This window comes from Hymenobacter setariae, from assembly GCF_007713685.1.
In the GTDB taxonomy this organism is placed as follows: Bacteria; Bacteroidota; Bacteroidia; order Cytophagales; family Hymenobacteraceae; genus Hymenobacter; species Hymenobacter setariae.
Window position 1 is genome coordinate 706,820 of record NZ_VMRJ01000003.1, and the last position, 21,393, is coordinate 728,212.

The following is a 21,393-nucleotide window of genomic DNA, read 5'->3' on the forward strand; positions in this document are numbered from 1 at the left end:
TGATAGATAGTAAAATGCGTCTTGTTATTCAGCGCGTCCGCGAAGCCTCCGTAACGGTCGAAGGCACCATCACCGGCCAGATTGGGCCGGGCCTATTGGTGCTGGCTGGCTGCGCGCCCACCGACGATGAGGCCGCCCTCAACTGGATGGTACGCAAGCTTGTTAATCTGCGTATTTTCTCGGATGAGAACGGCCAGATGAACCTAAGCGTGCGCGATACAGGCGGCCAAGTGTTGGTAGTGAGCCAATTTACGCTGCTCGCCGATGCCCGCAAGGGCAACCGCCCCAGCTACGTGGGCGCCGCTCCACCGGCCGTGGCCGAGCCGCTTTACCAGCGCTTTGTAGCCCTGGTGGCGCAAGAGTTAGGCCAGCCTGTGCCCACCGGCATCTTTGGGGCCGACATGCAAGTACGTTTGCTTAATGACGGACCCGTCACGATTATTCTAGATTCTCCTACTGCCTCCTAATGACCCTCGACCAAGCCCAAGCCACCGTAGATGAGTGGATTACGACCACCGGCGTGCGCTATTTCAGCGAGCTTACTAACATGGCCATTCTCACCGAAGAAGTGGGGGAGGTGGCCCGCCTCATTGCCCGGCAGTACGGCGAGCAGTCGTTTAAGGAGTCGGACAAGGGCCGCGAGCTGGGCGATGAGTTGGCCGACGTGCTCTTCGTAGTCATCTGCCTGGCCAACCAAACCGGCGTGAACCTCACCGACGCCCTAGCCCGCAACCTCGCCAAGAAAACCCAGCGCGATGCCACCCGCCACCGCGACAATCCTAAGCTAGCAGGCGACTCTACCGCGCCTGCCTCCGACCTATGAATGCGCAGCTAACCAAGCTAGTACAACTTGCCGACCAGCCGAGTCGGCGTATTATCGGCCTGATGTCGGGCACCTCGCTCGATGGCCTCGACGTGGCCCTGTGCCGCTGCACCGGCCACGGCGCCACCCTCGATGTAGTGCTCGAACACTTCGCCACCGTGCCCTACGAAGTCGAGTTTCAGCAGCGTCTGCGGGCCATTAGCCAGCCCACGGTGCAGCTGCAAGAGGTGGTGCTACTACACGCCGAAGTGGCTCGCCGCAACGCTGCCGCGGTGCTGAATTGCTTGCAGCAGTGGGGCGTGGTACCCGCCGAGGTAGACGTGCTGGCCAGCCACGGCCAAACCATTTGGCACGCGCCGCGCCACCAGCACCGGCGGGCCGAGTTTGGGCACCATGCCACGCTGCAAATCGGCGACGGCGACCACCTAGCTCACCTCACGGGCATCGTCACGCTCTCCGATTTCCGGCAAAAGCACGTGGCGGCTGGCGGCGAAGGTGCCCCGCTGGCGCCGTTTGCCGACGAGTTGCTGTTTCGGCAGCCGGGCACCGACCGCCTGCTGCTTAATCTAGGCGGCATTGCCAACTTCACGTATCTGCCCGCCGATGGTGGTCCCGCCCAGGCCACCGATACCGGCCCCGCCAACACCCTGCTCGACCACGTGGTGCGCCAGCACTACCCCCAGCAGACGTATGATGCGGGCGGCTACCTCGCGGCCCAGGGCCACGTGCACGCAGGCTTGCTGGCGGCGCTACTCAGCCACCCGTTTTTTGCCCAAGGTTTTCCCAAGACTACTGGTCCCGAGCTGTTTTCGCCCACTTATTTGAAGTCTAGCCAGGCCAAAACCTCCACCACCAGCCTGCCCGCGCCCGACTTGCTCGCTACGCTCGTGGAGCTTACGGCCACCGGCGTGGCTCAGGCTGCTAGGCACTACCTAGGGCCCCAGCCCACAGCCGAAATCCTCATAAGCGGTGGCGGGGCGCACAATGCTACGCTGCTGGCGGCCCTAGGCCGGCACCTGCCCACTGCCCGCCTGCTCAGCACCGCCAAGGCCAGCGTGCCGCCCGATGCCAAGGAAGCCATTCTCTTCGCAGTACTGGCCAACGAGACGCTGGCTGGCCACCCTACGCTGAGCCTGGGTAAGATTTCGTTACCCTAGGTAACCACGGTGTGTTTACCCCACCCCCGGCCCCTCCCCTCCGGGAGAGGGGAGCCGACCGTGAGCAAACGTAAGCGAACGCTATTAAGTCGTCAGGCTCCCCTCTCCCGGAGGGGAGGGGCCGGGGGTGGGGTATTACGTTAGGGCTGCCCTAGGTCTTACTCTACCGATTTTTGATTCCAAAGCCCAGTACCTGCCGTGCGGTGGTGTCGCTAAAAGTTACTTCGAGTAGCACTGGTGGCGGGCGGCGAGCCGAGTCACTGGCAAAGGAAAAGCGGTAGAACCACGGCTCGTGTCCGCCACCCTCACTTAGCCAAGTACCTAGTTTGTATAGCTCTACTGCTTGCCCGCGCTGCTGCCCTAGGTGCCGTAGCGGCCCGGCCGCGGTCGCAAATGCTGTTGGGGGGAGCGTGGCCCGCACCTCGGGCGCCAGGCGCTGGTAGGCGGCCGGATAGTCGGCACGCAGTACTTCGCTCAAAAAGCGCCGCGCCACTTGAGCCTGGGTAGGCCTGGGCGTAGGCTGGAAGCCCAGCGCAGCCACCAAACCCAGCAGTAAAGCGACCGCGCTAGGCCATAAATAGGGAGTAGGGGCGCGTAGTGGCAAGGAACGAGTAATTGGTGGCGGAAGGTGAAGATACACGACATAAAAAACGCCCGCCATTCTCGGAACAGCGGGCGCTTCTTATAAAAGCAGTTGTCAGCAGACCTAGAGCTTACTTATCCTCTTCCTTAGGCACCAGCACAAATACGTCCTCTCCGGGGCGCTTCATGAGGTACTTCTCGCGGGCAAACTTTTCGAGCAGGGCCGGCGAGCTTAGCAGCTCGGCGCGGTCGTGCTTCACGGCCTCAATGCTCGACTCGTAATATTCTTTCTCGTTGCGCAGCTCTTTCCACTTGCGGTACATGTCATACTGCTTGCCTAGGTCGTTGCCATCAAAAAGTAGCATCCACACCACAAAGGCCGCGCCAGTGAGGAAGTAGAAATTGCGCAGCACGCGCAGGATGGGGAAGAGGAAGGCGGGGAATTGCATGGCCAAAAATGAGCTGATTACAAAGCTAAGCAAAAAAGAAGACCCTGCTTCGACTAGCAAAGCAGGGTCTTCCGTAGCTAGAAGCCGGCGGCTTCTTACATTTTCTTGCCGGGGAAGTAAGCCATTTCGCCCAGCTCTTCCTCGATGCGGAGCAGCTGGTTGTACTTGGCCATCCGGTCCGAGCGCGAAGCCGAGCCCGTCTTAATCTGGCCAGTGCTCAGGGCTACGGCGAGGTCAGCGATGGTCGAGTCTTCGGTCTCACCCGAGCGGTGGCTCATGATGGACTTGTAGCCGTTGCGGCGACCTAGGGTCACGGCGTCGATGGTCTCGGTGAGCGAGCCAATCTGGTTTACCTTGATGAGGATAGCGTTGGCAATGTGCTCATCAATACCGCGTTGCAGACGCTCTACGTTGGTCACGAACAAGTCGTCGCCCACGAGTTGAATTTTCTTGCCCACCTGGTCGGTGATGCTCTTCCAGCCTGCCCAGTCGTCCTCGGCCAGGCCGTCTTCGATGCTGATGATGGGGTATTTCTTGGTCCAGTCAACCCAGTAGCTCACCATTTGCTCGGGCGTCAGTTTGTCGCCGGTGCTCTTCTTGAAGTGGTAGTTGCCATCTTCGAAGAACTCCGAAGCAGCGGGGTCGAGGGCAATCATTACCTGCTCGCCGGGCTGGTAGCCAGCCTGCTCGATGGCTTGCAGTACAATCTGGATAGCTTCCTCGTTGCTCTGAATGTCGGGAGCAAAGCCGCCTTCGTCGCCTACGTTGGTGCTGTAGCCTTTCTTCTTCAACACCGACTTGAGGGTGTGGAAGATGTCGGTGCCCCAGCGTAGTGCTTCCGAGAACGAGCTGGCGCCTACGGGCATTACCATGAATTCCTGGAAGTCAATCTTGTTGTCGGCGTGCGAGCCACCGTTCAAGATGTTCATCATCGGCACGGGCAGCGTGTTGGCGCCCACACCGCCGATGTAGCGGTACAGCGGCTGGCCCAGCTCCTGCGCCGCAGCGCGGGCGGCGGCTAGGCTTACACCGAGGATGGCGTTGGCACCTAGGTTGCCTTTGTTGGGGGTGCCGTCGAGCTCGCGCATGATTTTGTCAATCAGACCCTGCTCGTATACCGAGAAGCCTACCAGCTCTTCGGCAATCTTAGTGTTCACGTTCTCAACGGCTTTCAGCACGCCCTTGCCCTGGTACATGCTCTTGTCGCCGTCGCGTAGCTCTACAGCTTCGTGCACGCCGGTGCTGGCGCCCGAGGGTACGGCGGCGCGGCCTACGGTACCCGAATCGGTGGTTACGTCAACTTCGACGGTCGGATTGCCGCGCGAATCAAAAATCTGGCGGGCGTGAATGGCTGCGATGTAGCTCATTTTTCTGGTGATGAGGTGAAGAAGCTATGAGGTGCTGCCCTAGGGTGCCACGAGTGGCTAGGCCAGCCGGGCAAAGGTAAGGTCAGGCACCTAGCTAATCCACTGTCGCCAGCCCCGCCAATATTTTCCGCAGGTTTGCGAATAATTCCTCGTTGCCATTTTGCTGATAAGCCCCCAGGGCCGCTTCATAGGCCGGTAGCTGACCTAGGAAGGCTTGCACGTTGGCCGCCGTAATGGCCTCGAAGTGCCAGCCGTAGCCGCGCTGCTCTATCTCGGCCGCGTTCAGCCACTGCTCAAACTGCGCCGGAATAGGCACCGCGCACACCGGCTTGTGTAGGTACACTGCCTCCGAAATTAGCGAAAATCCGCCATTGGTGAGCACTGCCCGGCAGCCCGCCAGCTCTGCAATAAAGCCTGCCTCAGAGAACGGCCGCAGCAACACGTTGCCGTGCGCTTCGTCTTTATTGAAGCCGTACACCCGAAATTCCTGGCCGGGGACTTGCTGCAAAATCTTGACTAGGTCGGTTTGGTTGGTGGCCGTTTGGTACACCAGCATGTAGTCGCCTTTAGTCGGCTGCGCCGCCTGTATCTCGGGCCTGATGATGCTGGGCACCAGCGTCGTGCGCTCGGCGTAGCGCGGGCGCAGCGGCAGCTCAAAAAACGTAGTAATAAGATAATGCTTAGCGCGGGGCAGCTTGGCGCGCACTAAGTAGCGGGCTACGTCGAAGTTTTCCTGCTCCTCCTCGGGCACTACTACATCGAGCTGGGCGCGGCTGATTATCTGCATATTATCAATGCTGATAACCGGCACGCGCAGCAGCTTGGCATATAGGTAGCTGAACGACTCAAAGTCACTTATCACTACCTCGGCCCGGAAGCCGTGCAGCAGCTGCCGGTATTGCCGAAAATTGGTGCGCAGCGCCTCGGGTGCCGAGCGTAGCGTAAGGCCGATAGTGCGCGACTTCGACACCGTCAGCTTCTTATACGCTAGGTGGAAACCCTGAATCTCCAGTACCCGGCCCGGAAAGGTCTTGTCGAGCAGCGTAAAAGCCCGCGAGCTGCTAACCACTCGCACATCGTGCCCCTCGGCCAGCAGCCAGGCAATAATGACTTTGCTGCGCGTGGCGTGCCCTAGGCCTTCGCCAGGCACTCCGTAGAGAATGGTCATGCGGTAAGTGAGTGAATAGGTAAAGGAGTAAGGTGCCGGTGTGTCCTTGCGAGCGCCGCGCAGCAAGCGCACCTGCTAAGCACTGCCCTTTGGGTTAGACTGCTGCGTGGCACTCGCAAAGACCGGCAAGAAGCTTATTTGAAGCTTGGGATGCGAAACTGCACCCCTAGGGACGGAATAAATGTGGCCCCGCTAAACGAAGTGGAGCTACCATCGACCAGCGTGTAGGTGCCGTAGTTCTGGTAGTAGAAGCTGAGGGCCGGCACGAGGTACACGTACTTATAACCCAGCTTGGCGTTCAGAAACAGGCCGTAGGAGGAGAAGTTGTTGCTCTGGCTAGGCAGAGCCGGTAGCACGTTGGTGCCAGCCCGATTGTATAAGTTATTGGGGGTGAAGCCGTAGCTCACCCACGAGTGGGCGTACACCACCCCGTAGCTGATGGCTCCAATGCTTTCCTCCGCGCCCAGCGACTGGCTGACGGTGAGCGGAATAATTAAGTCCTGACGCGTAGCCGACAGCCCGAGCAAGTTGTTGAGGTCGGTGAGAAAAGGAATCTTGGGCAAGCCCGCGCGCTGAATGGCGTATTGCAGCCCTACGCTGGCATAGGTGGTGCCGCCAGCGGCTCCGCGCTCAGGGTTCTCAACCGAGCCGGTAGGGCCCAGCAGCTGATAGGCAGCGTCGAAAACGTGCGAGCCGAATGCGTATTTATAACCTGCGTCGAGGCGCGGCACAATGCCGTAGCGAATGCTAAGGTCAGAGGCCGGCTGCACGGGGTCGACTAAGTAGGCGAGGGCAGCGGTTTGCACTTGGCTCACGGCGTCGGAGTAGTTCACCTTTTGGCCTTCGGCGGCCTGGGTACCGAGCTGGCTGGCGGCGCTGCGCACGGCCGAGCCCGCCTTGGCGAGCGGCGCAGTAGCCACGTTAAAGTTTTGATTATAAGCTATGCGAAACTCGCCCTGGGGCGTCACTTTGCCCGAGGTAGTGATGTTGCGTGGGGCAGTGCAGGCCGTGGTGGCTAGCAGCCCTAGGGCGCCTAGGCGCGCCAGTGCAGAGGTATAGGAGGTGGTCATAAACTAAAAATGCGGCCAGGTGTGCCGCCGCCAAAACGAAAACCGGGCCAATGCTACTACACCCAGCGCCAAAAACCCATATTTAGCACGCCAGTCCACCCCCTCAGTCGTATCTTTGTACTCATTCTAAATACTTAAATTTCCTGTAATGCCCGAGATTATTTCGACAGATATCTGCATCATCGGGGCCGGGCCAGTAGGCCTGTTTGCCGTGTTTGAGGCTGGTCTGCTAAAGTTACGCTGCCACGTGGTAGACGCCCTGCCGCAGCCCGGTGGTCAGCTCACCGAAATTTATCCTAAGAAGCCAATTTATGACATTCCGGGCTACCCCGAAGTGCTGGCTGGCGACTTGGTTGACAACTTGATGAAGCAAATCGAGCCGTTCCATCCCACCTTCACCCTAGGTGAGCGGGTAGAGCGCTTTGCTAAGCTCGACGACGGCTCGTTTCAGCTCTACACCACCGACGGCACAGAGATTCAGTGCAAGGCTGTAGCCATTGCAGGCGGCCTAGGTTCGTTTGAGCCGCGCAAGCCGGCTGTGGAGAACCTAGAGCGCTTTGAGAGTGGCAAAGGCGTGCACTACATGGTGCGCGACCCCGAGCACTTCCGCGATAAAAAAATTGTGATTGCGGGCGGTGGCGACTCGGCCCTCGACTGGACCAACTTCCTGGCCAACGTGGCCGCCGACGTGACGCTCGTGCACCGCGGCACCACTTTCCGCGGCGCTGCCGACTCGGCCGAGAAAGTAAAAACCCTGGCTGAAGCGGGCAAAATCAAGCTCGTGCTCAGCTCCAACGTGACGCACCTGCACGGCGACGACATGCTAGAGCAAGTCACCATCACGGGCAATAATGGTGAGGCCGTGACCGTGCCGATTGATGCGTTTGTGCCACTCTTCGGCCTCACGCCCAAGCTGGGGCCCATCGGCGACTGGGGCCTAGAGCTCGACAACGACGCTGTAGTGGTGAACACGCTGGACTACAGCACTTCACTGCCCGGCGTGTACGCCATTGGCGACATCAACACCTATCCCGGTAAGCTCAAACTCATTTTGTGCGGCTTCCACGAGGCGGCGCTTATGTGTCAGGGCGCGTTTAAGTACATTTACCCCGACAAAAAATACACCCTTAAGTACACAACTGTAAACGGGGTGCCCACGATGTAAGTAATTATGACCTGCGAAACTGAGGTGAGCCGATGCATTAGTTGGCTGCTCACCTCAGTTTCGTAAGCCATAATTCATAATCAAAAGGAATGAGTGACGTTCGAGTTTATGTAGAAGAGGCGCCCGGCCAGCGGCGCGAGCTAGAAGCCCCCACCGACATGGGCCTGAGCCTAATGGAGCTGCTGAAAGCTAATGAATACCCCATTCAGGCTACGTGCGGTGGCATGGCGCTGTGTGCCACTTGCCATGTAGAAGTGCTGGCCGGCCCTGCCCTGCCCGAGCCCAGCGAAGATGAGTGGGCTATGCTTGACACCCTGCCCGTGCTGCACGAAACCAGCCGCCTCAGCTGCCAAATTCGCCTTACTCCCCGCGTCGATGGGCTAGTAGTTCGGCTAGCTGAAGTAGCCTAGGGCGCTAGAGGAATAGACGCACGAAATACCAAAAAAGGCCTTTCCAGCAGTGGAAAGGCCTTTTTTAGGATAAACCCAACGTAGCGACGCCTCAGATGCGGCGCACGTTCACGGCGTTTACGCCTTTGCGGCCCTCCTGGGTTTCAAATTCTACGCGGTCGTTCTGCTGAATCTGGCCGCCGTTGAGGCCCGTGACGTGCACAAAGAACTCTTCGCGGGTGGTGTCGTCGGTGATGAAACCAAAGCCTTTGGTCTCATTGAAAAATTTTACTGTTCCGGTTTTCATAGCCTAATAAAAAAGAAAAAAATGCTGACTGGCGCAGCCGCAGCTGACAAGCAGGTGGGTGCTGGGCCAGCCAGCTACGGTCATACGGCCCTAGGGGGTTGGGGTTTAGCCTACTGGTGGTCGCGCCACTCATACACCCACTTGGCCTGGATTTGCTCGAGGTGGCCTTCGTTGGCCTGCTCGCGGGTGCCGGCAAAGTTGGGCAGGGTCAGAATCCACTCTAGCAGCTCGGTAAAGCGAATGCGATAGATTTTGGCTTCGGTGAAGTCGTCGCCAAACTTCTCGTAGAGCGCAATGGCAACGTCCTCGTGGTCGGCCCATTCGATGGGCGGCTCGTAATGATTCATTTGTTAGCGGTTAATGATTAGTTATTAATGGTTAGTTGTTAATGGCTAATTGCTAATGAGTAATGGTGCTCATTAACAATTAACCATTAACAACTGACAATTAAGAAACTAGTGCCCTAGAAAATGCTGGGGCGGAATGGTGACGACGACTTCGAGCTGCTCGTTGGGCAGCACGCATTGGCAGGCTAGGCGCGAGTTGATACGCGGGCTGATGGCCCGGTCAATAAAGTCTTCTTCCTTGTCGGAAATCTCGGGCAGGTCGTCCATGCCCTTGTCCACGTAGATGTGGCAGGTGCTACAGCCGCACACGCCGCCGCAGTTGTGTTGCAGCTGAATGCCGTTGTTGAGGGCCACGTCGAGCACCGACTCGCCGCTGGCGGCCACGTGCGTTTGGGGAGGCTGGCCGTCCTGAAACTGAAAGATGATGGTGGAGGGTTGCAAAATAGTAGTGGGCTCAGAGAGCCAGTTGAAAGTACAAAGTTAGGCAGGGCTAAGCGGGCGCGCCACAGTGGCTGCCTCCGCTGCCTGTATGCTCTGCGTGAGCTGCGTGTAAAGTGTCTGCCAGGCGGGGTGAGCCACCAGTGCCGCCGCGTGGGCGGCCAGGGTAGGGGTATCGTGGCGAGCAGCCGGGCCGGTTTGCACCGCAAAGGGGCCCAGCTGGGCCCCTAGGGCTTTGTCTACAGTTTCGCGCACCAGTGGTGCTAGCAGGTCGAAAGAGAGGCCGGCCTCGCCCAGCAATTGGTGTGCAATCCCTAGCACGTGGTTGGTAAAATTGCTAGCAAACACGGCCCCTAGGTGCAGCCGCAGCCGCTGGGCCGAGTCGAGCCGTGCTACGTGCTGGCTGAGGCTGTGGGCCAGAGCCAGCAACTGTACTTCGGCTGCGGCGTCGGGGGCCTCGACAAAGAGGGGAACGGCTGGCCAGTTGATAGCGCGGCCAGGGCTGAAGGTTTGGAGCGGATAGAGCACGCCGCCGCGCACCTGCGGCTGCGCCGCAAATACCGCCACTGGCAACGCGCCGGCCAAGTGCGCCACCAGTGCTCCTGAGGGCCAGGCTACGGCCGCTAGCAGGTTGGGCACGGCCGCATCGGGCACGGCCAGCAGGTAAAGGTCGGCGGGGGGCAGCGCCTGCGCCAATGGCAGCGAGAGGGCGACGCAGCCAGGGGCTAAGGCAGCAAGGGCCAGCGCGCTGGCAGGCGTGCGGCCCGCCACGAAAATGAGCGCGTGCCCTGCGGCTACAAGTGCAGGCCCGAGTGCCGTGGCCACGCGTCCCGTTCCGAATAAACCAATGCGCATGAGAATAAACGAAGTAGCTGGAAGAGCTTAGCTGCCTAATAAGCAGGTGAGCTCTAGGGTATTGGTTTGATAGGTAGTGATGACTGGGAGCAGGGCCTGGGATAGAAGTACCATTCTACCCGCCGAAAGTTCCATAAAAAATTAGCATCTTGGGGGTTGAAAGGTCCTTGTCCCATTTGAGGCTGCAGGCAACCTCGCCTAGGTAAGAAGCCGTTTAGGAAATACGACTGTAGACCGCGCTGTACTTCTTGCCTTAGCCTAGCTGCCTGCTCGGCCTCTGCCCCCACATTTTATGCTCATTTTCTTTTGCTTTTCATGAAAAAACCTTACGCTAAAACAACTGGGTTAGCTTATCGACTGCGGCAGCTGGGCTTCACAGCCTTGCTGGCAGGTGGGGCTGCGGGAGCGGCCCAGGCTCAGGTCCTGAACTATGCTGTGGCGACGGCTTCTAACGTGACCGGCACCTACACCGACCTGGCAACGGTGAGCAACAGCACAGTTATCACCACGGCCAATACCGATGATGCTAACTCGGCGCCCCAAAATATCGGGTTCACCTTCAACTATAACGGCGCATCATTTACGCAGTTTGTGCTGAATACCAACGGTATTATGCGCCTAGGAAGCGCCGCGCCATCGGTGGCCAATCTGTTTGGGGTCTATGAAACTGGCCAAGCCGCGGGGATTGACCCCATTAGCAGCACCGACCCGGCTGATGTGAACTTGCTGGCACCCTTCAACTTCGACTTGCAGGATGGGAGTGTGGGCCCCGCCGAGTATCGGGTGGCTACCACAGGCACGGGCACCAGCCAGGTGTGCACTATTCAGTGGAAGAATGTGCGCGACAAGGCGGGTAGCACCAATGCCACGCAGTTCGACAACTTCGCGTTTCAGGTGAAGCTCTACCAAGCTACGGGCACCATCGAGTTTGTGTACGGCCCGGTGGTGTCGGCCACAGCAGGCGCTAGCATCAACCGCTTTCCAACGGTGGGCATCAAAGGCTCGGGCAGCTCGGCCGGGCAGGATATTCTAGTTAATAAAACGTCGTCGACTGCGGCGTGGTCAACGGCAGTTTTCATTACCGGCGTCTACAGTGGCACTACACTTAACTACCGCCGTACCTACGGGCCCGACCTAGGGCGCACGTTCCGCTTTGCTACAGCTCCCGCCAATGACGCTGCTGTATCTGCCATTTATACCCTCGGCAAGCTAGCTACCCAAACGGCCCTGCCGCACACGGTGCGGGCCGTGATAACCAACGCTGGTGCAGGCCCCCAAACCAACCTGCCCGTGACCCTGGCCGTGACGGGCGCCAACACGTTTAGCGATACCAAAACTATTGCGTCGCTGGCGCCGGGGGCATCTACCACGGTTACGTTTGCTGCTTACCCCACCACGCTGGCCGCGGGCGATAACGTACTGACAGTGACTGTGCCTGCTGATGGCAACACCACTAACAATAGTACCACTTATGGCCAAACTATTACGGCTAATCGCTTATCGTACACCGACCCCACTGGCACCACAACCGGCAGCGTAGGGGTCGGCAATGGCTGGCTGACGCAGAAGTTTAGTCTGCCCGCCGCTACCGTCGTCAGCGACGTAGTGCTAACGTTGGCCGCGAGTGCTAATAATACGTCCCCATTCCAGGTGCTGCTTTACGATGCTACTGGCACGGGAGGCCTGCCCGGGCAGCTGCTTTACACATCGCCGACCCAAATCCGCACGCCTACTGCGGGCCCTCTTACAGTAACCCTGCCGGGCATCGCGGTACCTGCTACATTCTTTGTAGCGGTGCGCGAAACCGGCACCGCCAGTGCGCCGGCTAACATTGGTATCAATTACCAAACCGAAGACCCCATTCGGCCAGGTACGTTCTACTTCAGCACCACGGGCACTACCTGGACCGACTTTGTGAATGCGAACCCGAAGGCGCGCGTGGCCATCGAGATAGGAACTGCGGTGCCTAACTGCGCGCCCCCGACTGCCGTGGCCGCTACCAACGTGACGCCTACGGGTGCCACCATTACGTTTACACCGCCGGCTACGGGCACCAGCGATTACCAGCTAGTGTATGGCCCCGCGGGCTTCAATGTGAGCACGGGCGGCACGACTATCGCGGCCACCACTTCGCCAGTGACGCTGACGGGCCTCACGCCGGCTACTAGCTACCAAGTATATGTGCGCAGCAACTGTACTGCTGGCGGCACTAGCATCTACTCAGCTCCGCTGACGTTCATCACGGCCTGCGACCCCGTGACAACGGTATCGACCTTCCCTTACAACCAGAACTTCGATACCATCTTGCCGGGGCAGTCGCTGCCGTGCGGCATTACCACGCTCGATGCCAACGGCGATGGCACTACTTGGCGCATCTCTACCGAAAGCCCCAACTCGGGCCCCTACGCCATGCGCTACCAAGGCGCCGTGGTGAATAATACGGCCGCTAATGATTGGTTTTTCACGCCGCCGCTGGTGCTGCCGGCTACGGCGGGCACGCGCTACCAGGTGGCTTTCCGCTACCGCGCGGCGGGCATCGGGGCGGGCACGTCCAACTTCACCGAAAGCCTCGAAGTAAAGTCGGGCACGGCCCCCACAGCGGCCGGCCAAACCAACCTGCTATATACCAACGCGGCTATCAATAACCTCGCCTATGCACTGGCCGGTGGGGCCTCGACGCCCGTAGTGGCCTTGCTGCCGGCTGGGGCCAGCACCCAGTACGTAGGCTTCCACGTGAACAGCGCTGCCAACCAAAGCAACCTATACATCGACGACCTGACGGTAACCGCCGTTACCGCCACGGCTACGTCGGAGGCGCTGCTGCGGTCCATCTCGGTGTTCCCCAACCCCTCGGCCACGGGCGTGTTTGACTTGGCTATCACCGGGGCCAATGCGCAGAAAGGCTTGCAAGTAGAAGTAGTAAACAATATCGGCCAGCGTGTGTACGCAGGCACTGCCCGCGACAACTTCACTAATAAGCTGGATTTGAGCCACCTCGCTACAGGCCTCTACCACCTCAAGATAACCAACGGCGACGAGTATGCGCTGCGGCAGCTTTCCGTCATCAAGTAAGCTTTAGCCTACCTAGGGCAATGCAAAAGGCCACCCCAGCGGGGTGGCCTTTTTTATGGTACTAAAGAGTCGGAGCGAGCCTAAGCCACGGCCTGCGGTCGGGCAGCTCCGGCACGGCCAACGGCCGGTGCGGGCACCTTGGCGGCCTTAGTTGTGCGGCGCTGCCGGATGCTCATGCACAGGCCCAGGCCCATGAGCAGCGTGCCGCCCCACAGCAAGTTAATGAACGGCTTTTCAGTGGCTTTTAACACGATGTAGTCTTTGGCCGTGGTGCTCACGCCGAAGGTAAACTTGCCCTTCACCGGGTCAATTTGATTGAGGGTGAGACGCAGGCCTAGGTCTTCAACCTCGTCGGGCACACTGCCCACCTGGCGGTCGCGCAGCAAGAACACGGGGTGGGCGTGGTACTGCCGGCCCTTCTCACCCGATATTATCATGTCGGCTTGCAGGGCGATGTCACCTTGCTCTAGCTTCACGCCCGGCACCGAATGCGCCTGCTCGATGGCCCGGAACACCGCGAAATAATCATTCAAGAAAATGGTATCGCCCACGGCCAGCTCGTGCGGAATGCTGGGGCTCCAGGGCTGTTCCTTGCGCGGGTCGGGCACAGAGGTGATGTGCGAGTAAATGTCGTGCCCTAGGTAGCGCTGCAACGCCGGTGAAGCCAAGATGCCGCCCATCTCCTCGTTGACCTGCGCGCGGGGATACAGCGTGAAGGACTCGCCATTTTTCTTATCCTCGTAGTTGACGCGGTAGTACGTGTTCTCGGGCCGGATTTCGAGCGTGTCACCGGTCTTGAAATATACTTTGTCGTCGCGCTTGATATCGCCGCGAGCTACTGCCTTATACTCATCGTCGGTGCGGTAGAGCAGCTGCGTGTTCACGTAGCCGGGCACGCCGGGCACGTCGAGATACTGGCCAGTATAGGTGACTTCGTAGCCGTGCATCGGAACGGTTTCGTTGCGGAGCAGCAGCACGTTGTCGCGGTTTTCCTCTTCCGACATTTGCTGCGAAATGAGGCGGCCAGTTACGTTGCGCGAGATAGTATCGGAGTAGCCCGACGAGCCTAGCATACCGAGCAGCATCAGGGCAATGCCGATGTGCGCCACTGCGCCACCCGAAACAGTGACGCCCCGCTGCCACAGCCCGAACAAGGTGCCAAAATTGGCCAGCACGCCAAACAAGCCCGCTGCCAGCAAAATGGCGTAGGGCGCCGTGATGGGATGGCCGAAATAACGCAGCAAAAGCACACCTAGGGCCGTACCCAGCAGTGCTAGCATCACGCTAGGTGCAAAGGCGTTGACCACTGACTCTTTGTTGTTGCGCTGCCACCACATCACTTGCCCGATGCCCGAAAGCACCGCAATCAGTACCCCGCTCCACAGCTGAATGCGGGTATAGAAGGACACCTGGTCGGCTGGCAAGGCCATGTTGGCTTTGATACCGAAGAAGCCTAGGAAGGCTTTATACACCGGGATGCTAGTGGTGAACACTACCTGGAAGGCAGCCAAGCACAGCACCGTGGCGCCCACAAATACCCACATTTCGGGGCTGTAGGCGTCAAGCTCTTTATCCGAAACCGGAATACTTTTCCAGCGCTGCACTAGTAAGCCCACGGCCAGCACCGTGAAGAAGCCTAGGTAGATAAGAAGCTGCCCCGACAAGCCAAGGTCGGTAAATGAGTGCACCGAGGCTGCGCCGAGCACGCCGCTGCGGGTGAGGAAGGTAGCGTAGAGAATAAGCACAAAGGTGCTTATCACCAGCACGAATGCCGTGCGCAACGCAATGCGCCGCTTTTGCCACAGCACCATGCCGTGCAAGGCCGCGATGAGCACCAGCCACGGCACGAAAATGGCGTTCTCAACCGGGTCCCAGTTCCAGTAGCCGCCGAAGTTCAGCGTCTCGTAGGCCCAGTAGGCACCCATCATAATGCCGATGCCCAATACCGCACCGCCGAGCGAGGTCCACGGCAGGGCTGGCTTTACCCAGTTGGTCAGCTCCTTTTTCCAGAGGCCCGCAACTGCGAACGCAAACGGCACTAACGTAAGCGCAAAGCCCAGGAACAGCGTGGGCGGGTGAATCACCATCCAGTAGTTCTGGAGCAGGGCGTTGAGGCCGTTGCCATCTTTAGGCACGAAATCAGGCTGCGTTTTCCATACTGGCAGGTCGGTGAGGAAATCGCGGAGCAAGATGAATGGCGACGAGCCAATCTTGGTGCCGCCCACCACTACGCCCAAAATCATGCTGACCAGGAAGGCCTGCACGGCCGCAAACACGGCCAGCACCGGCGCTTCCCACTGGCGGTTGAACTTCATGATACCTAGGCCGATGAGCACGTGCCAGAATATCCAGAGCAGGAAGCTACCCTCTTGCCCCTCCCAGAAGCACGAAATCATGAAGTGCACCGGCAGGTGGTTGGAGGAGTGCGCCCACGCGTAGTAGTACTCGTAGCGGTGCGCATGAATGATGTTGAACAGCGCGCCCACTACCATCAGCACCGCCGCGCCGTGCACGAAAAACGCGCCCCGCGCCAGCCGCAGCCAGCTGCCATCGGCCTCGCCGAGGGCCCGGCCGCGCGCCGCCTGAAAGTACCCGTAGGCCGCTACTGCCGCCGCCACGAAGGCCACGATAACGCTGGCCTGGCCGAGATTTCCGATAAATAAATTCACAGGCAAACTAGTTTTTCTTGCAAAGGTACCACCTAGTACCCCGGGGTGCTAAGCGACAGTACTAGGTGTTCGGTGTAAGCAGAACCACGCGGCGGGCGGCAGGTTGCGTCCACCGCTACTTCACTCAGGCTGGCATCGCGCCAGGACTGGGCATAGAGTCGGCCACGCTGCACATCGCCAGGCTGGTAAGGCTAATCGAGCGCAGCAGGTTCCCATTCTGAGGATTAGAAAGATGGAATATCAGGTACGCGCCGTGTGGGTAGCGGCCCAGAGGCAAATCAAGGAAAGAAGTGCCCCCATCAGTCCCCCTCGCCATCACCGGCCGCAGCTTGCTGTAGCCTACCAACTGCTGCTTGAGCAGCGCGGGTGGCGCACAGCGCCAACATAAAACCGGCTGTCCTGCTGAGCTTGCGAAGCATCTCACCGCGTTGGCCTAGGGCACACAAACGTGAGATGATGCTTTGCAAACTCAGCAGGACAGCCGGTTGAATAAACTGATACTAAAAACAGTTAGCTGTAAGCTAGTTATTCATTGCCGTGGCGGGGGGCGGGGCCGTCTTGCCTAGGTCCTTCTCCACGTACTTACTTGGGCACTTGGTCAAAATCTGGTCAGCCACGAAGATATTGTCTTTCATGGCGCCCACGATAACTACTTGCTCCGACTTGTCGAGGTCGGGCGGCGCGGGGTTATGGTACACCACGCGCTGGGCCACATTGAGAGTGTCGACTAGCGTGAAGGCAAAATAGTTGGGGTCGCGGCGGGCGTCATACTCCAGCCCTAGGGGCTGCTTAGATGCGTCGCGGGGCAACGTGCCCACCACGTGCACCTTATTGGGATTGCCGGCGGCCGCCTGCTGCCGGGCCTCGGCAAACGTGACGTAGGAGCTAGCCCCCGACATAGTGCTGATGATAACACTCACCGCCGCAGCGATGACGAGCAACACGAAAATGTGCGTTTTCTTCATGGATTTAAGAACAGATTTTCGACCAAAGGGGTGCCTAGGTTAGCGGTTTTCTGCGTCCCGCTCGAGGCGGCTTACTTTGCCATCGAGGCGCACGAGGTACACCAGCAGGCCCGTGACAATGATGACGAGCACCAGCACCACCACATAGATTTTGCCGCTCGCGCGCAGAGCGTCCGCCATTTCGGGCTCGGCGGCCGCCGGGGCCTGGGCAAGGGCCGCGCCACCTAAGAGCAGCAGCGGTAGCAGCAGGGCCATGGCCCTGCTAAGCCAGTTGTTTTTCTTGTTTTTCATAAATCTTCTCTTGCACAAAAGCCAAGCGGCAAGCCACTTCCGTAATCCACACGCCCAGCAGCGTCCAGCCAATAACGGCCGGATAGAACACCAAACGCATGGCGCTATCTAGGTCATATTTGCTAAAGCCGGGGTTGCCACCCATGCCGGGGTGTAGCGACGCTTCCGCTAACCTAGGCATGATGAACAGCAGCGGGATAGCCGCCGAAAATGCAAAAATATTATAGATAGCCGAGAGGCGCGCGCGTTGCTGCTCATCGCTCACCGAGCCGCGCAGCACCAGGTAGGCGGCGTAGATGAGCATTGTCACGGCTGCGCCGTTGAGCTTTACGTCGGTGGTCCACCAGGTGCCCCAGGTGTAGCGCGCCCACAGGCTGCCAGTCAGCAGGCCCAATACCCCTAGGAGGATGCCCGTCTTGGCCGACTCGTGGGCTAGAATATCAAGGCGCGAGCTAGGAGTGCGCAGGTAGCGGATAGAATTAATTACCGACGCCAGCAGGATAATCGTCATCCCGAACCACATGGGCACGTGGAAGTACAGGTTACGCTCCGTCTCGTTGAGGATGGCCAAACGCGGCACGTGGCCCAAAAAGCCCATGACTACTGTGTACAGCAGCAGGGCGATAGTCAGGTATTTCCACCACTTCATGTTGGTTACTTATAAAGTATGAATTAAAAACTACGGGTTGGTGGGCACGCGGCCTACCACGCCATAGAGGGGGTCGCCACCCTTGGGGCGGTGGGCAAACACCTCGGTGGGGCCAAAGTTGGCCGCCGCGAAATACTGCTGCACCAGAGCTACGTGGCCGTTGTCGTCGAGCACTTGCCAAGCGTACACGGCTTTATCGGGAAAGCAGCGGTTGGAAAACGTGACCACTAGCGGGGCACCCGGCCGCAGCACGCGCGCCAATTCCGCAAACACGTCGGCCGGCCGCGTGAGGTACTGCACCGATACGCAAATGCCCGCTCCATCAAATTCAGCGTCGCCGTAGGGGAGGTGCGGCTGCGCGTTAAGGTCTTGCACCAGATGCTCGGTGAGGCGCGGGTTTTGGGCTAGCTCGCGGGCATTCATGCCTAGGCCGGCTACGCGGGTGTAGGGTACCTCAGCGGGTAGGTGGCTCACCCAGCTGCTCATAAGGTCGAGCACTGCCCCCCCGGCCGGCAAAAACTGCCGATAGAGCTGCGTCACGGCCGCCACTGCTCCCGCGTCGATGTGCGTCACCAGCCGCTCGAAGCGGTAAAACTCCTGGTCCGGCGACTCGTCGCGGCGGGCAAAAGCTTGCGGGGGGAGGTTAGTTAGCATAGAACAAATAGCGAAAAGCAGTGAATAAGTAGCAGTGGACAAGTACTAAGTATCAGCCTAACACGAACTGACAGCTGATAATTGCCTAATGCTACTCACCTAGGTGCGCCATAGAAAAGGGAATAACACATAGGACACCGCCCCCACAATAAAGTTCAAGGCAATGAGCGTGAGCATGGGCCCTTGGCTGACATCCCAAGGCAAGCCATCGAGCGCGTTCTTGCTGATTTTGACCACGATAAGCAGCACCGGCACTAGCACCGGCAGCCCGAGCACGGCCAGCAGCGTGCCACCCCCGCTCTGCCCCGCCCGCGCTGCTATGGCCGAAACCAGCGTGAGCGACGAAGCCAAGCTGATGGCACCTAGGGCCACATTGCCAGCAAACAGGCCCCAACTCTGCACTGGGTTGCCGAGCAGCATGGTGTAGACCAGCAACCCTGGCCCCGCCAGGGCTAGCAACAGTAGGGCATTGTAAACGATTTTGGCCAAGATAACGGCTTCGGGCCGAGCCACCGTATAGTAGTACAGGCGCAAGCCAGCCGGCTCTTGCGCCAGGCCGCGGCCTGCGGCACCTAGGGCCGCAAAAAGCAGGATTATCCAGAAAAGCGCGTTCCAGGCCGGGGCCGGGGGCAGGCCGCCGCGCAGCGTAAAGCTGAGGTAGCTCACGTACACCGTGCCGCCCACGTAGAGCAGCAGGCCCGCCAGCGCTGTACGCTGCCGCCATTCCAGGCGCAGGTCTTTTAGCAATAAATGCCAGATTTCAGCGGGCAGCGACACGCCGCAAAGATACGGCCTGTGCCGGGGCCGGTGTATCAGGCAGTGCGCCTTACTCAAAAAGCAAAAAAGCTGCGACCGGCCGGCCGCAGCTTTTGAGAGAGAACCTAGGGCAAGCTACTGGTGCGCCACCCGCAGCACCTGCGACTCGCCTCCTTGCTCGATGTTGAGGAAATACACACCCGCGGGCAACTGCCCTACCTCGGGCACGGTCAGTGCGCTGGTGCCCACGGTAGCGGCCATCGTGCTGCGGCGCAGCACCCGCCCTAGGGCATCGCGCAAAGTCAATTGCAGCGGACCTGCCTTGCGAGTGTTCAGCGTCAAAGTCAGCGTTTCGCCGAAGGGCACCGGCGCGGCTTCAGCCGTGAATACAGTGTTGGTAGCGTTTCGAACGGCCAGTACGCGGCTCTCAGATATCCGAATATCATCTATGAGCAGGGCCGCCCGGTCGGGTGCGCTAAGGGCATGAAACCCGATGTAGTACACCCCATCAGCGGGCGGCGTAATGGTGGCCACTTGGCCGGCCGCCGTGGTGGCATAAGCCTCATTCGTGATGGACTTGGCACTATAGAGCTGGGTAGTTTGGCCGGCTGGGGTAGCGGCGGTGCCGTACTTCACTTCCAGGCTTTCGGGGTAGTTGGCCGCGCCAGCGGCGTAGCTGAATTGCAACTGATAAGCGTAGCCCGCCCGTAGCTGCAAGCCGGGCGTGAAAACCCAGTCGTCAGCCCCTATTGTGGGGTCATTGTCGTTGAAAACATAAGCCAGCGCACTAGGAGCCGAGTTGCCATAGTCAACTAGGGTTCCCCAGGTATAGCCGTCTTGGTTGACATCCAGCCCTTGGTAGCCGCAGGGGATGGTACCCTCCTGCAAAGCATCGAAATTTTCGACGTACGGAAACGTATTGATAACGATGGTTGTAGCCGTGCAAGGTGTCGAAAAATAAAGGGGCGCGCTCCCTATACTTTGGCTGTTGGCGCCGCACTGGGCCACCACGTATAGGTCATAGCCATTGCCGGGAGTAAGGCCTGTGAGGGTATAGCTAGTGTTAGTAGTCTGAACTACAGTACCGCTTTGGGTAGGGTCAAACAACGGTGGCCCATAAATAAGGGCATACGCCGTGCCGTTGGTAGGACCGGTGAACGTGATGGTAGCCGAAGTAGTAGTTAGGTTGCTAACGGCCAAGTTGGTGGGTACGCGGCAGGTCGGTGCTGTGAAGCGGTACGTCCGTCCGGCTTCAGGCAGCACCGTGGCATCGGCACGCACGTTGTGGCCAGTAGGCGAGGCGTTACCGGTGGCAACCGGATAGTCACGGTTCTGGGCTATTGAGGTCGACCAGGGGAAAGTAGAGGCTTTTTGAACGGTCAGCAGCTGGTTGTCAGCTGGGCTGCTACCCTTCAGCCCCACAGCTACTGTGCGTGGGGCGGCCGTGCCCGTGACGCCGGGTGTGGCCGTGCCGTACACAAAGTCTATCTGGTTGCTGCCTTCATACAGCTTGACCTGAAAAGAGAAATTGGCGTACTGCGTGGCGATAGTCGAAGCCTTATCCGACACATTTTTCCACTGAATGGTGCATACGCGGCTACCTGTCGTGCCCGTGGTAGCTACGCGGTACTCAGTGGGAGAAGTGGCCCCCGCTGTCAGGTCGGTGTTGAAAGGCAGAATCAGGTTTGTGTCAGTCGTCGAGTTCAACGGACCACCAGTCGTCACCTGCGGGGAGCTGTAAAAGTAAGGAGCCACTGGGGCCGTGGCCCCTAGCTTGATGTAGCCGTTGGTATTGAGCACGAACTGTGTAAACGCCGTGCCGTTATAATTGAATGTGAAGCCAATAGCCTGCGCGTCCGAGTTGGCGTCGTCGGTGTTGGCCGTGGCGATGGCGGTGCCCGTAGCGCCTAGGTCCGTGTAGGCGCTTACCGCGTTGTAAGCCTCGTTGGCGGGGTAGGCAAAGGTCTGGGCGCGGGCAGCCGTCAGGCTACCTACCGCCAGCAGCGTGGCCGCGCTCAAGCGCGACCAAAAGGCGACGTGGTAGAAAAGTCCCATTATGTAGGGGGTAAAGTGAAATCATGCTGTAAAGTAACGGTGAACTGGCCATCGGCCTAGGTCATCTTGCTATACGGCAAAAGAAGAAGGCCGGCCATCACTAACTGCCTTGAAAATGAGGCGGCTACTGCTAGTGCCCCAAACAAAACGCCCCGGCCTGTGGGG

Annotated in this window: 22 protein-coding genes; 6 read left to right on the forward strand and 16 right to left on the reverse strand. The window is 59.2% G+C overall.

Annotated features, from left to right (window positions below):
- Positions 1–14 precede the first annotated feature (14 nt).
- From dtd to FNT36_RS14020, 3 genes are read left to right on the forward strand one after another with little or no spacing between them, the layout of a single operon-like run.
- Positions 15–467, forward strand: a complete 453-nt coding sequence (gene dtd / locus FNT36_RS14010; protein ID WP_144848719.1) for a D-aminoacyl-tRNA deacylase — start codon at positions 15–17, stop codon at positions 465–467.
- Positions 467–823 (forward strand): nucleotide pyrophosphohydrolase, encoded by a 357-nt coding sequence (locus FNT36_RS14015; protein WP_144848722.1) that lies wholly within the window; start codon positions 467–469, stop codon positions 821–823. The genes dtd and FNT36_RS14015 overlap by 1 nt, the downstream gene beginning before the upstream one ends.
- The gene (locus tag FNT36_RS14020; protein ID WP_144848725.1) at positions 820–1,980 is read left to right on the forward strand and encodes an anhydro-N-acetylmuramic acid kinase; all 1,161 of its coding nucleotides are present in this window, start codon (positions 820–822) and stop codon (positions 1,978–1,980) included. Before FNT36_RS14015 ends, FNT36_RS14020 begins: the two co-directional genes overlap by 4 nt.
- A 163-nt stretch (positions 1,981–2,143) precedes the next feature.
- Here FNT36_RS14020 and FNT36_RS14025 read toward each other — a convergent pair whose 3' ends face one another.
- From FNT36_RS14025 to FNT36_RS14045, 5 genes are all read right to left on the reverse strand, one after another.
- Entirely contained in the window at positions 2,144–2,524 is a 381-nt protein-coding gene (locus FNT36_RS14025) for a hypothetical protein (protein WP_233635914.1), read from the reverse strand.
- Positions 2,525–2,693: 169 nt separating this feature from the next.
- Positions 2,694–3,011, reverse strand: coding sequence for an FtsB family cell division protein (locus FNT36_RS14030; protein WP_144848731.1), 318 nt, complete (start codon positions 3,009–3,011; stop codon positions 2,694–2,696).
- A 95-nt stretch (positions 3,012–3,106) separates the two neighbouring features.
- Positions 3,107–4,378: a phosphopyruvate hydratase gene (gene eno / locus FNT36_RS14035; protein ID WP_144848734.1), complete on the reverse strand. Its 1,272-nt coding sequence runs from the start codon at positions 4,376–4,378 to the stop codon at positions 3,107–3,109.
- A 94-nt stretch (positions 4,379–4,472) separates the two neighbouring features.
- On the reverse strand, positions 4,473–5,546 hold the full coding sequence (locus FNT36_RS14040) for a glycosyltransferase family protein (protein WP_144848737.1): 1,074 nt from the start codon (positions 5,544–5,546) through the stop codon (positions 4,473–4,475).
- Between the two features lie 134 nt (positions 5,547–5,680).
- Complete coding sequence (locus tag FNT36_RS14045) at positions 5,681–6,616, reverse strand: hypothetical protein (protein WP_144848740.1); 936 nt, start codon at positions 6,614–6,616, stop codon at positions 5,681–5,683.
- A gap of 157 nt (positions 6,617–6,773) precedes the next feature.
- Between FNT36_RS14045 and FNT36_RS14050 the strand changes: the two genes are divergently transcribed.
- Positions 6,774–7,781, forward strand: a complete 1,008-nt coding sequence (locus FNT36_RS14050) for an NAD(P)/FAD-dependent oxidoreductase (RefSeq protein ID WP_144849281.1) — start codon at positions 6,774–6,776, stop codon at positions 7,779–7,781.
- Positions 7,782–7,870: 89 nt separating this feature from the next.
- Complete coding sequence (locus FNT36_RS14055; RefSeq protein ID WP_144848743.1) at positions 7,871–8,191, forward strand: 2Fe-2S iron-sulfur cluster-binding protein; 321 nt, start codon at positions 7,871–7,873, stop codon at positions 8,189–8,191.
- Between the two features lie 91 nt (positions 8,192–8,282).
- Here the strand turns inward: FNT36_RS14055 and FNT36_RS14060 are convergent, their stop codons facing one another.
- The 4 genes from FNT36_RS14060 to FNT36_RS14075 all read right to left on the reverse strand — a co-directional run bounded on the left by FNT36_RS14060 (position 8,283) and on the right by FNT36_RS14075 (position 10,117).
- Entirely contained in the window at positions 8,283–8,477 is a 195-nt protein-coding gene (locus FNT36_RS14060; RefSeq protein ID WP_144848747.1) for a cold-shock protein, read from the reverse strand.
- A gap of 110 nt (positions 8,478–8,587) precedes the next feature.
- Positions 8,588–8,824 (reverse strand): Fe-S cluster assembly protein IscX, encoded by a 237-nt coding sequence (gene iscX / locus FNT36_RS14065; RefSeq protein ID WP_144848750.1) that lies wholly within the window; start codon positions 8,822–8,824, stop codon positions 8,588–8,590.
- Positions 8,825–8,932: 108 nt separating this feature from the next.
- Positions 8,933–9,265: a 2Fe-2S iron-sulfur cluster-binding protein gene (locus FNT36_RS14070; protein ID WP_144848752.1), complete on the reverse strand. Its 333-nt coding sequence runs from the start codon at positions 9,263–9,265 to the stop codon at positions 8,933–8,935.
- Between the two features lie 39 nt (positions 9,266–9,304).
- The gene (locus tag FNT36_RS14075; protein ID WP_144848755.1) at positions 9,305–10,117 is read right to left on the reverse strand and encodes a Rossmann-like and DUF2520 domain-containing protein; all 813 of its coding nucleotides are present in this window, start codon (positions 10,115–10,117) and stop codon (positions 9,305–9,307) included.
- A gap of 315 nt (positions 10,118–10,432) precedes the next feature.
- On the opposite strand from FNT36_RS14075, the gene FNT36_RS14080 reads away from it, so the two are divergent.
- Entirely contained in the window at positions 10,433–13,189 is a 2,757-nt protein-coding gene (locus tag FNT36_RS14080) for a fibronectin type III domain-containing protein (RefSeq protein ID WP_144848758.1), read from the forward strand.
- Between the two features lie 80 nt (positions 13,190–13,269).
- Here the strand turns inward: FNT36_RS14080 and ccsA (FNT36_RS14085) are convergent, their stop codons facing one another.
- From ccsA (FNT36_RS14085) to FNT36_RS14115, 7 genes are all read right to left on the reverse strand, one after another.
- Positions 13,270–15,858: a cytochrome c biogenesis protein CcsA gene (gene ccsA / locus FNT36_RS14085; RefSeq protein ID WP_144848762.1), complete on the reverse strand. Its 2,589-nt coding sequence runs from the start codon at positions 15,856–15,858 to the stop codon at positions 13,270–13,272.
- Positions 15,859–16,379: 521 nt separating this feature from the next.
- Positions 16,380–16,823: a cytochrome c maturation protein CcmE domain-containing protein gene (locus FNT36_RS14090; protein WP_144848765.1), complete on the reverse strand. Its 444-nt coding sequence runs from the start codon at positions 16,821–16,823 to the stop codon at positions 16,380–16,382.
- A 39-nt stretch (positions 16,824–16,862) separates the two neighbouring features.
- Positions 16,863–17,114: a CcmD family protein gene (locus FNT36_RS14095; RefSeq protein ID WP_233635915.1), complete on the reverse strand. Its 252-nt coding sequence runs from the start codon at positions 17,112–17,114 to the stop codon at positions 16,863–16,865.
- Entirely contained in the window at positions 17,086–17,763 is a 678-nt protein-coding gene (ccsA, locus tag FNT36_RS14100) for a cytochrome c biogenesis protein CcsA (RefSeq protein ID WP_144848769.1), read from the reverse strand. The genes FNT36_RS14095 and ccsA (FNT36_RS14100) overlap by 29 nt, the downstream gene beginning before the upstream one ends.
- Before the next feature lie 30 nt (positions 17,764–17,793).
- Complete coding sequence (locus tag FNT36_RS14105; RefSeq protein WP_144848772.1) at positions 17,794–18,417, reverse strand: methyltransferase domain-containing protein; 624 nt, start codon at positions 18,415–18,417, stop codon at positions 17,794–17,796.
- 99 nt (positions 18,418–18,516) lie between these two features.
- Positions 18,517–19,194 carry a heme exporter protein CcmB gene (locus FNT36_RS14110; RefSeq protein ID WP_317129610.1) on the reverse strand — a complete coding sequence of 226 codons (678 nt, stop codon included), beginning with the start codon at positions 19,192–19,194 and terminating at the stop codon, positions 18,517–18,519.
- A gap of 114 nt (positions 19,195–19,308) precedes the next feature.
- On the reverse strand, positions 19,309–21,228 hold the full coding sequence (locus FNT36_RS14115) for a fibronectin type III domain-containing protein (RefSeq protein WP_144848775.1): 1,920 nt from the start codon (positions 21,226–21,228) through the stop codon (positions 19,309–19,311).
- Positions 21,229–21,393 lie beyond the last annotated feature (165 nt).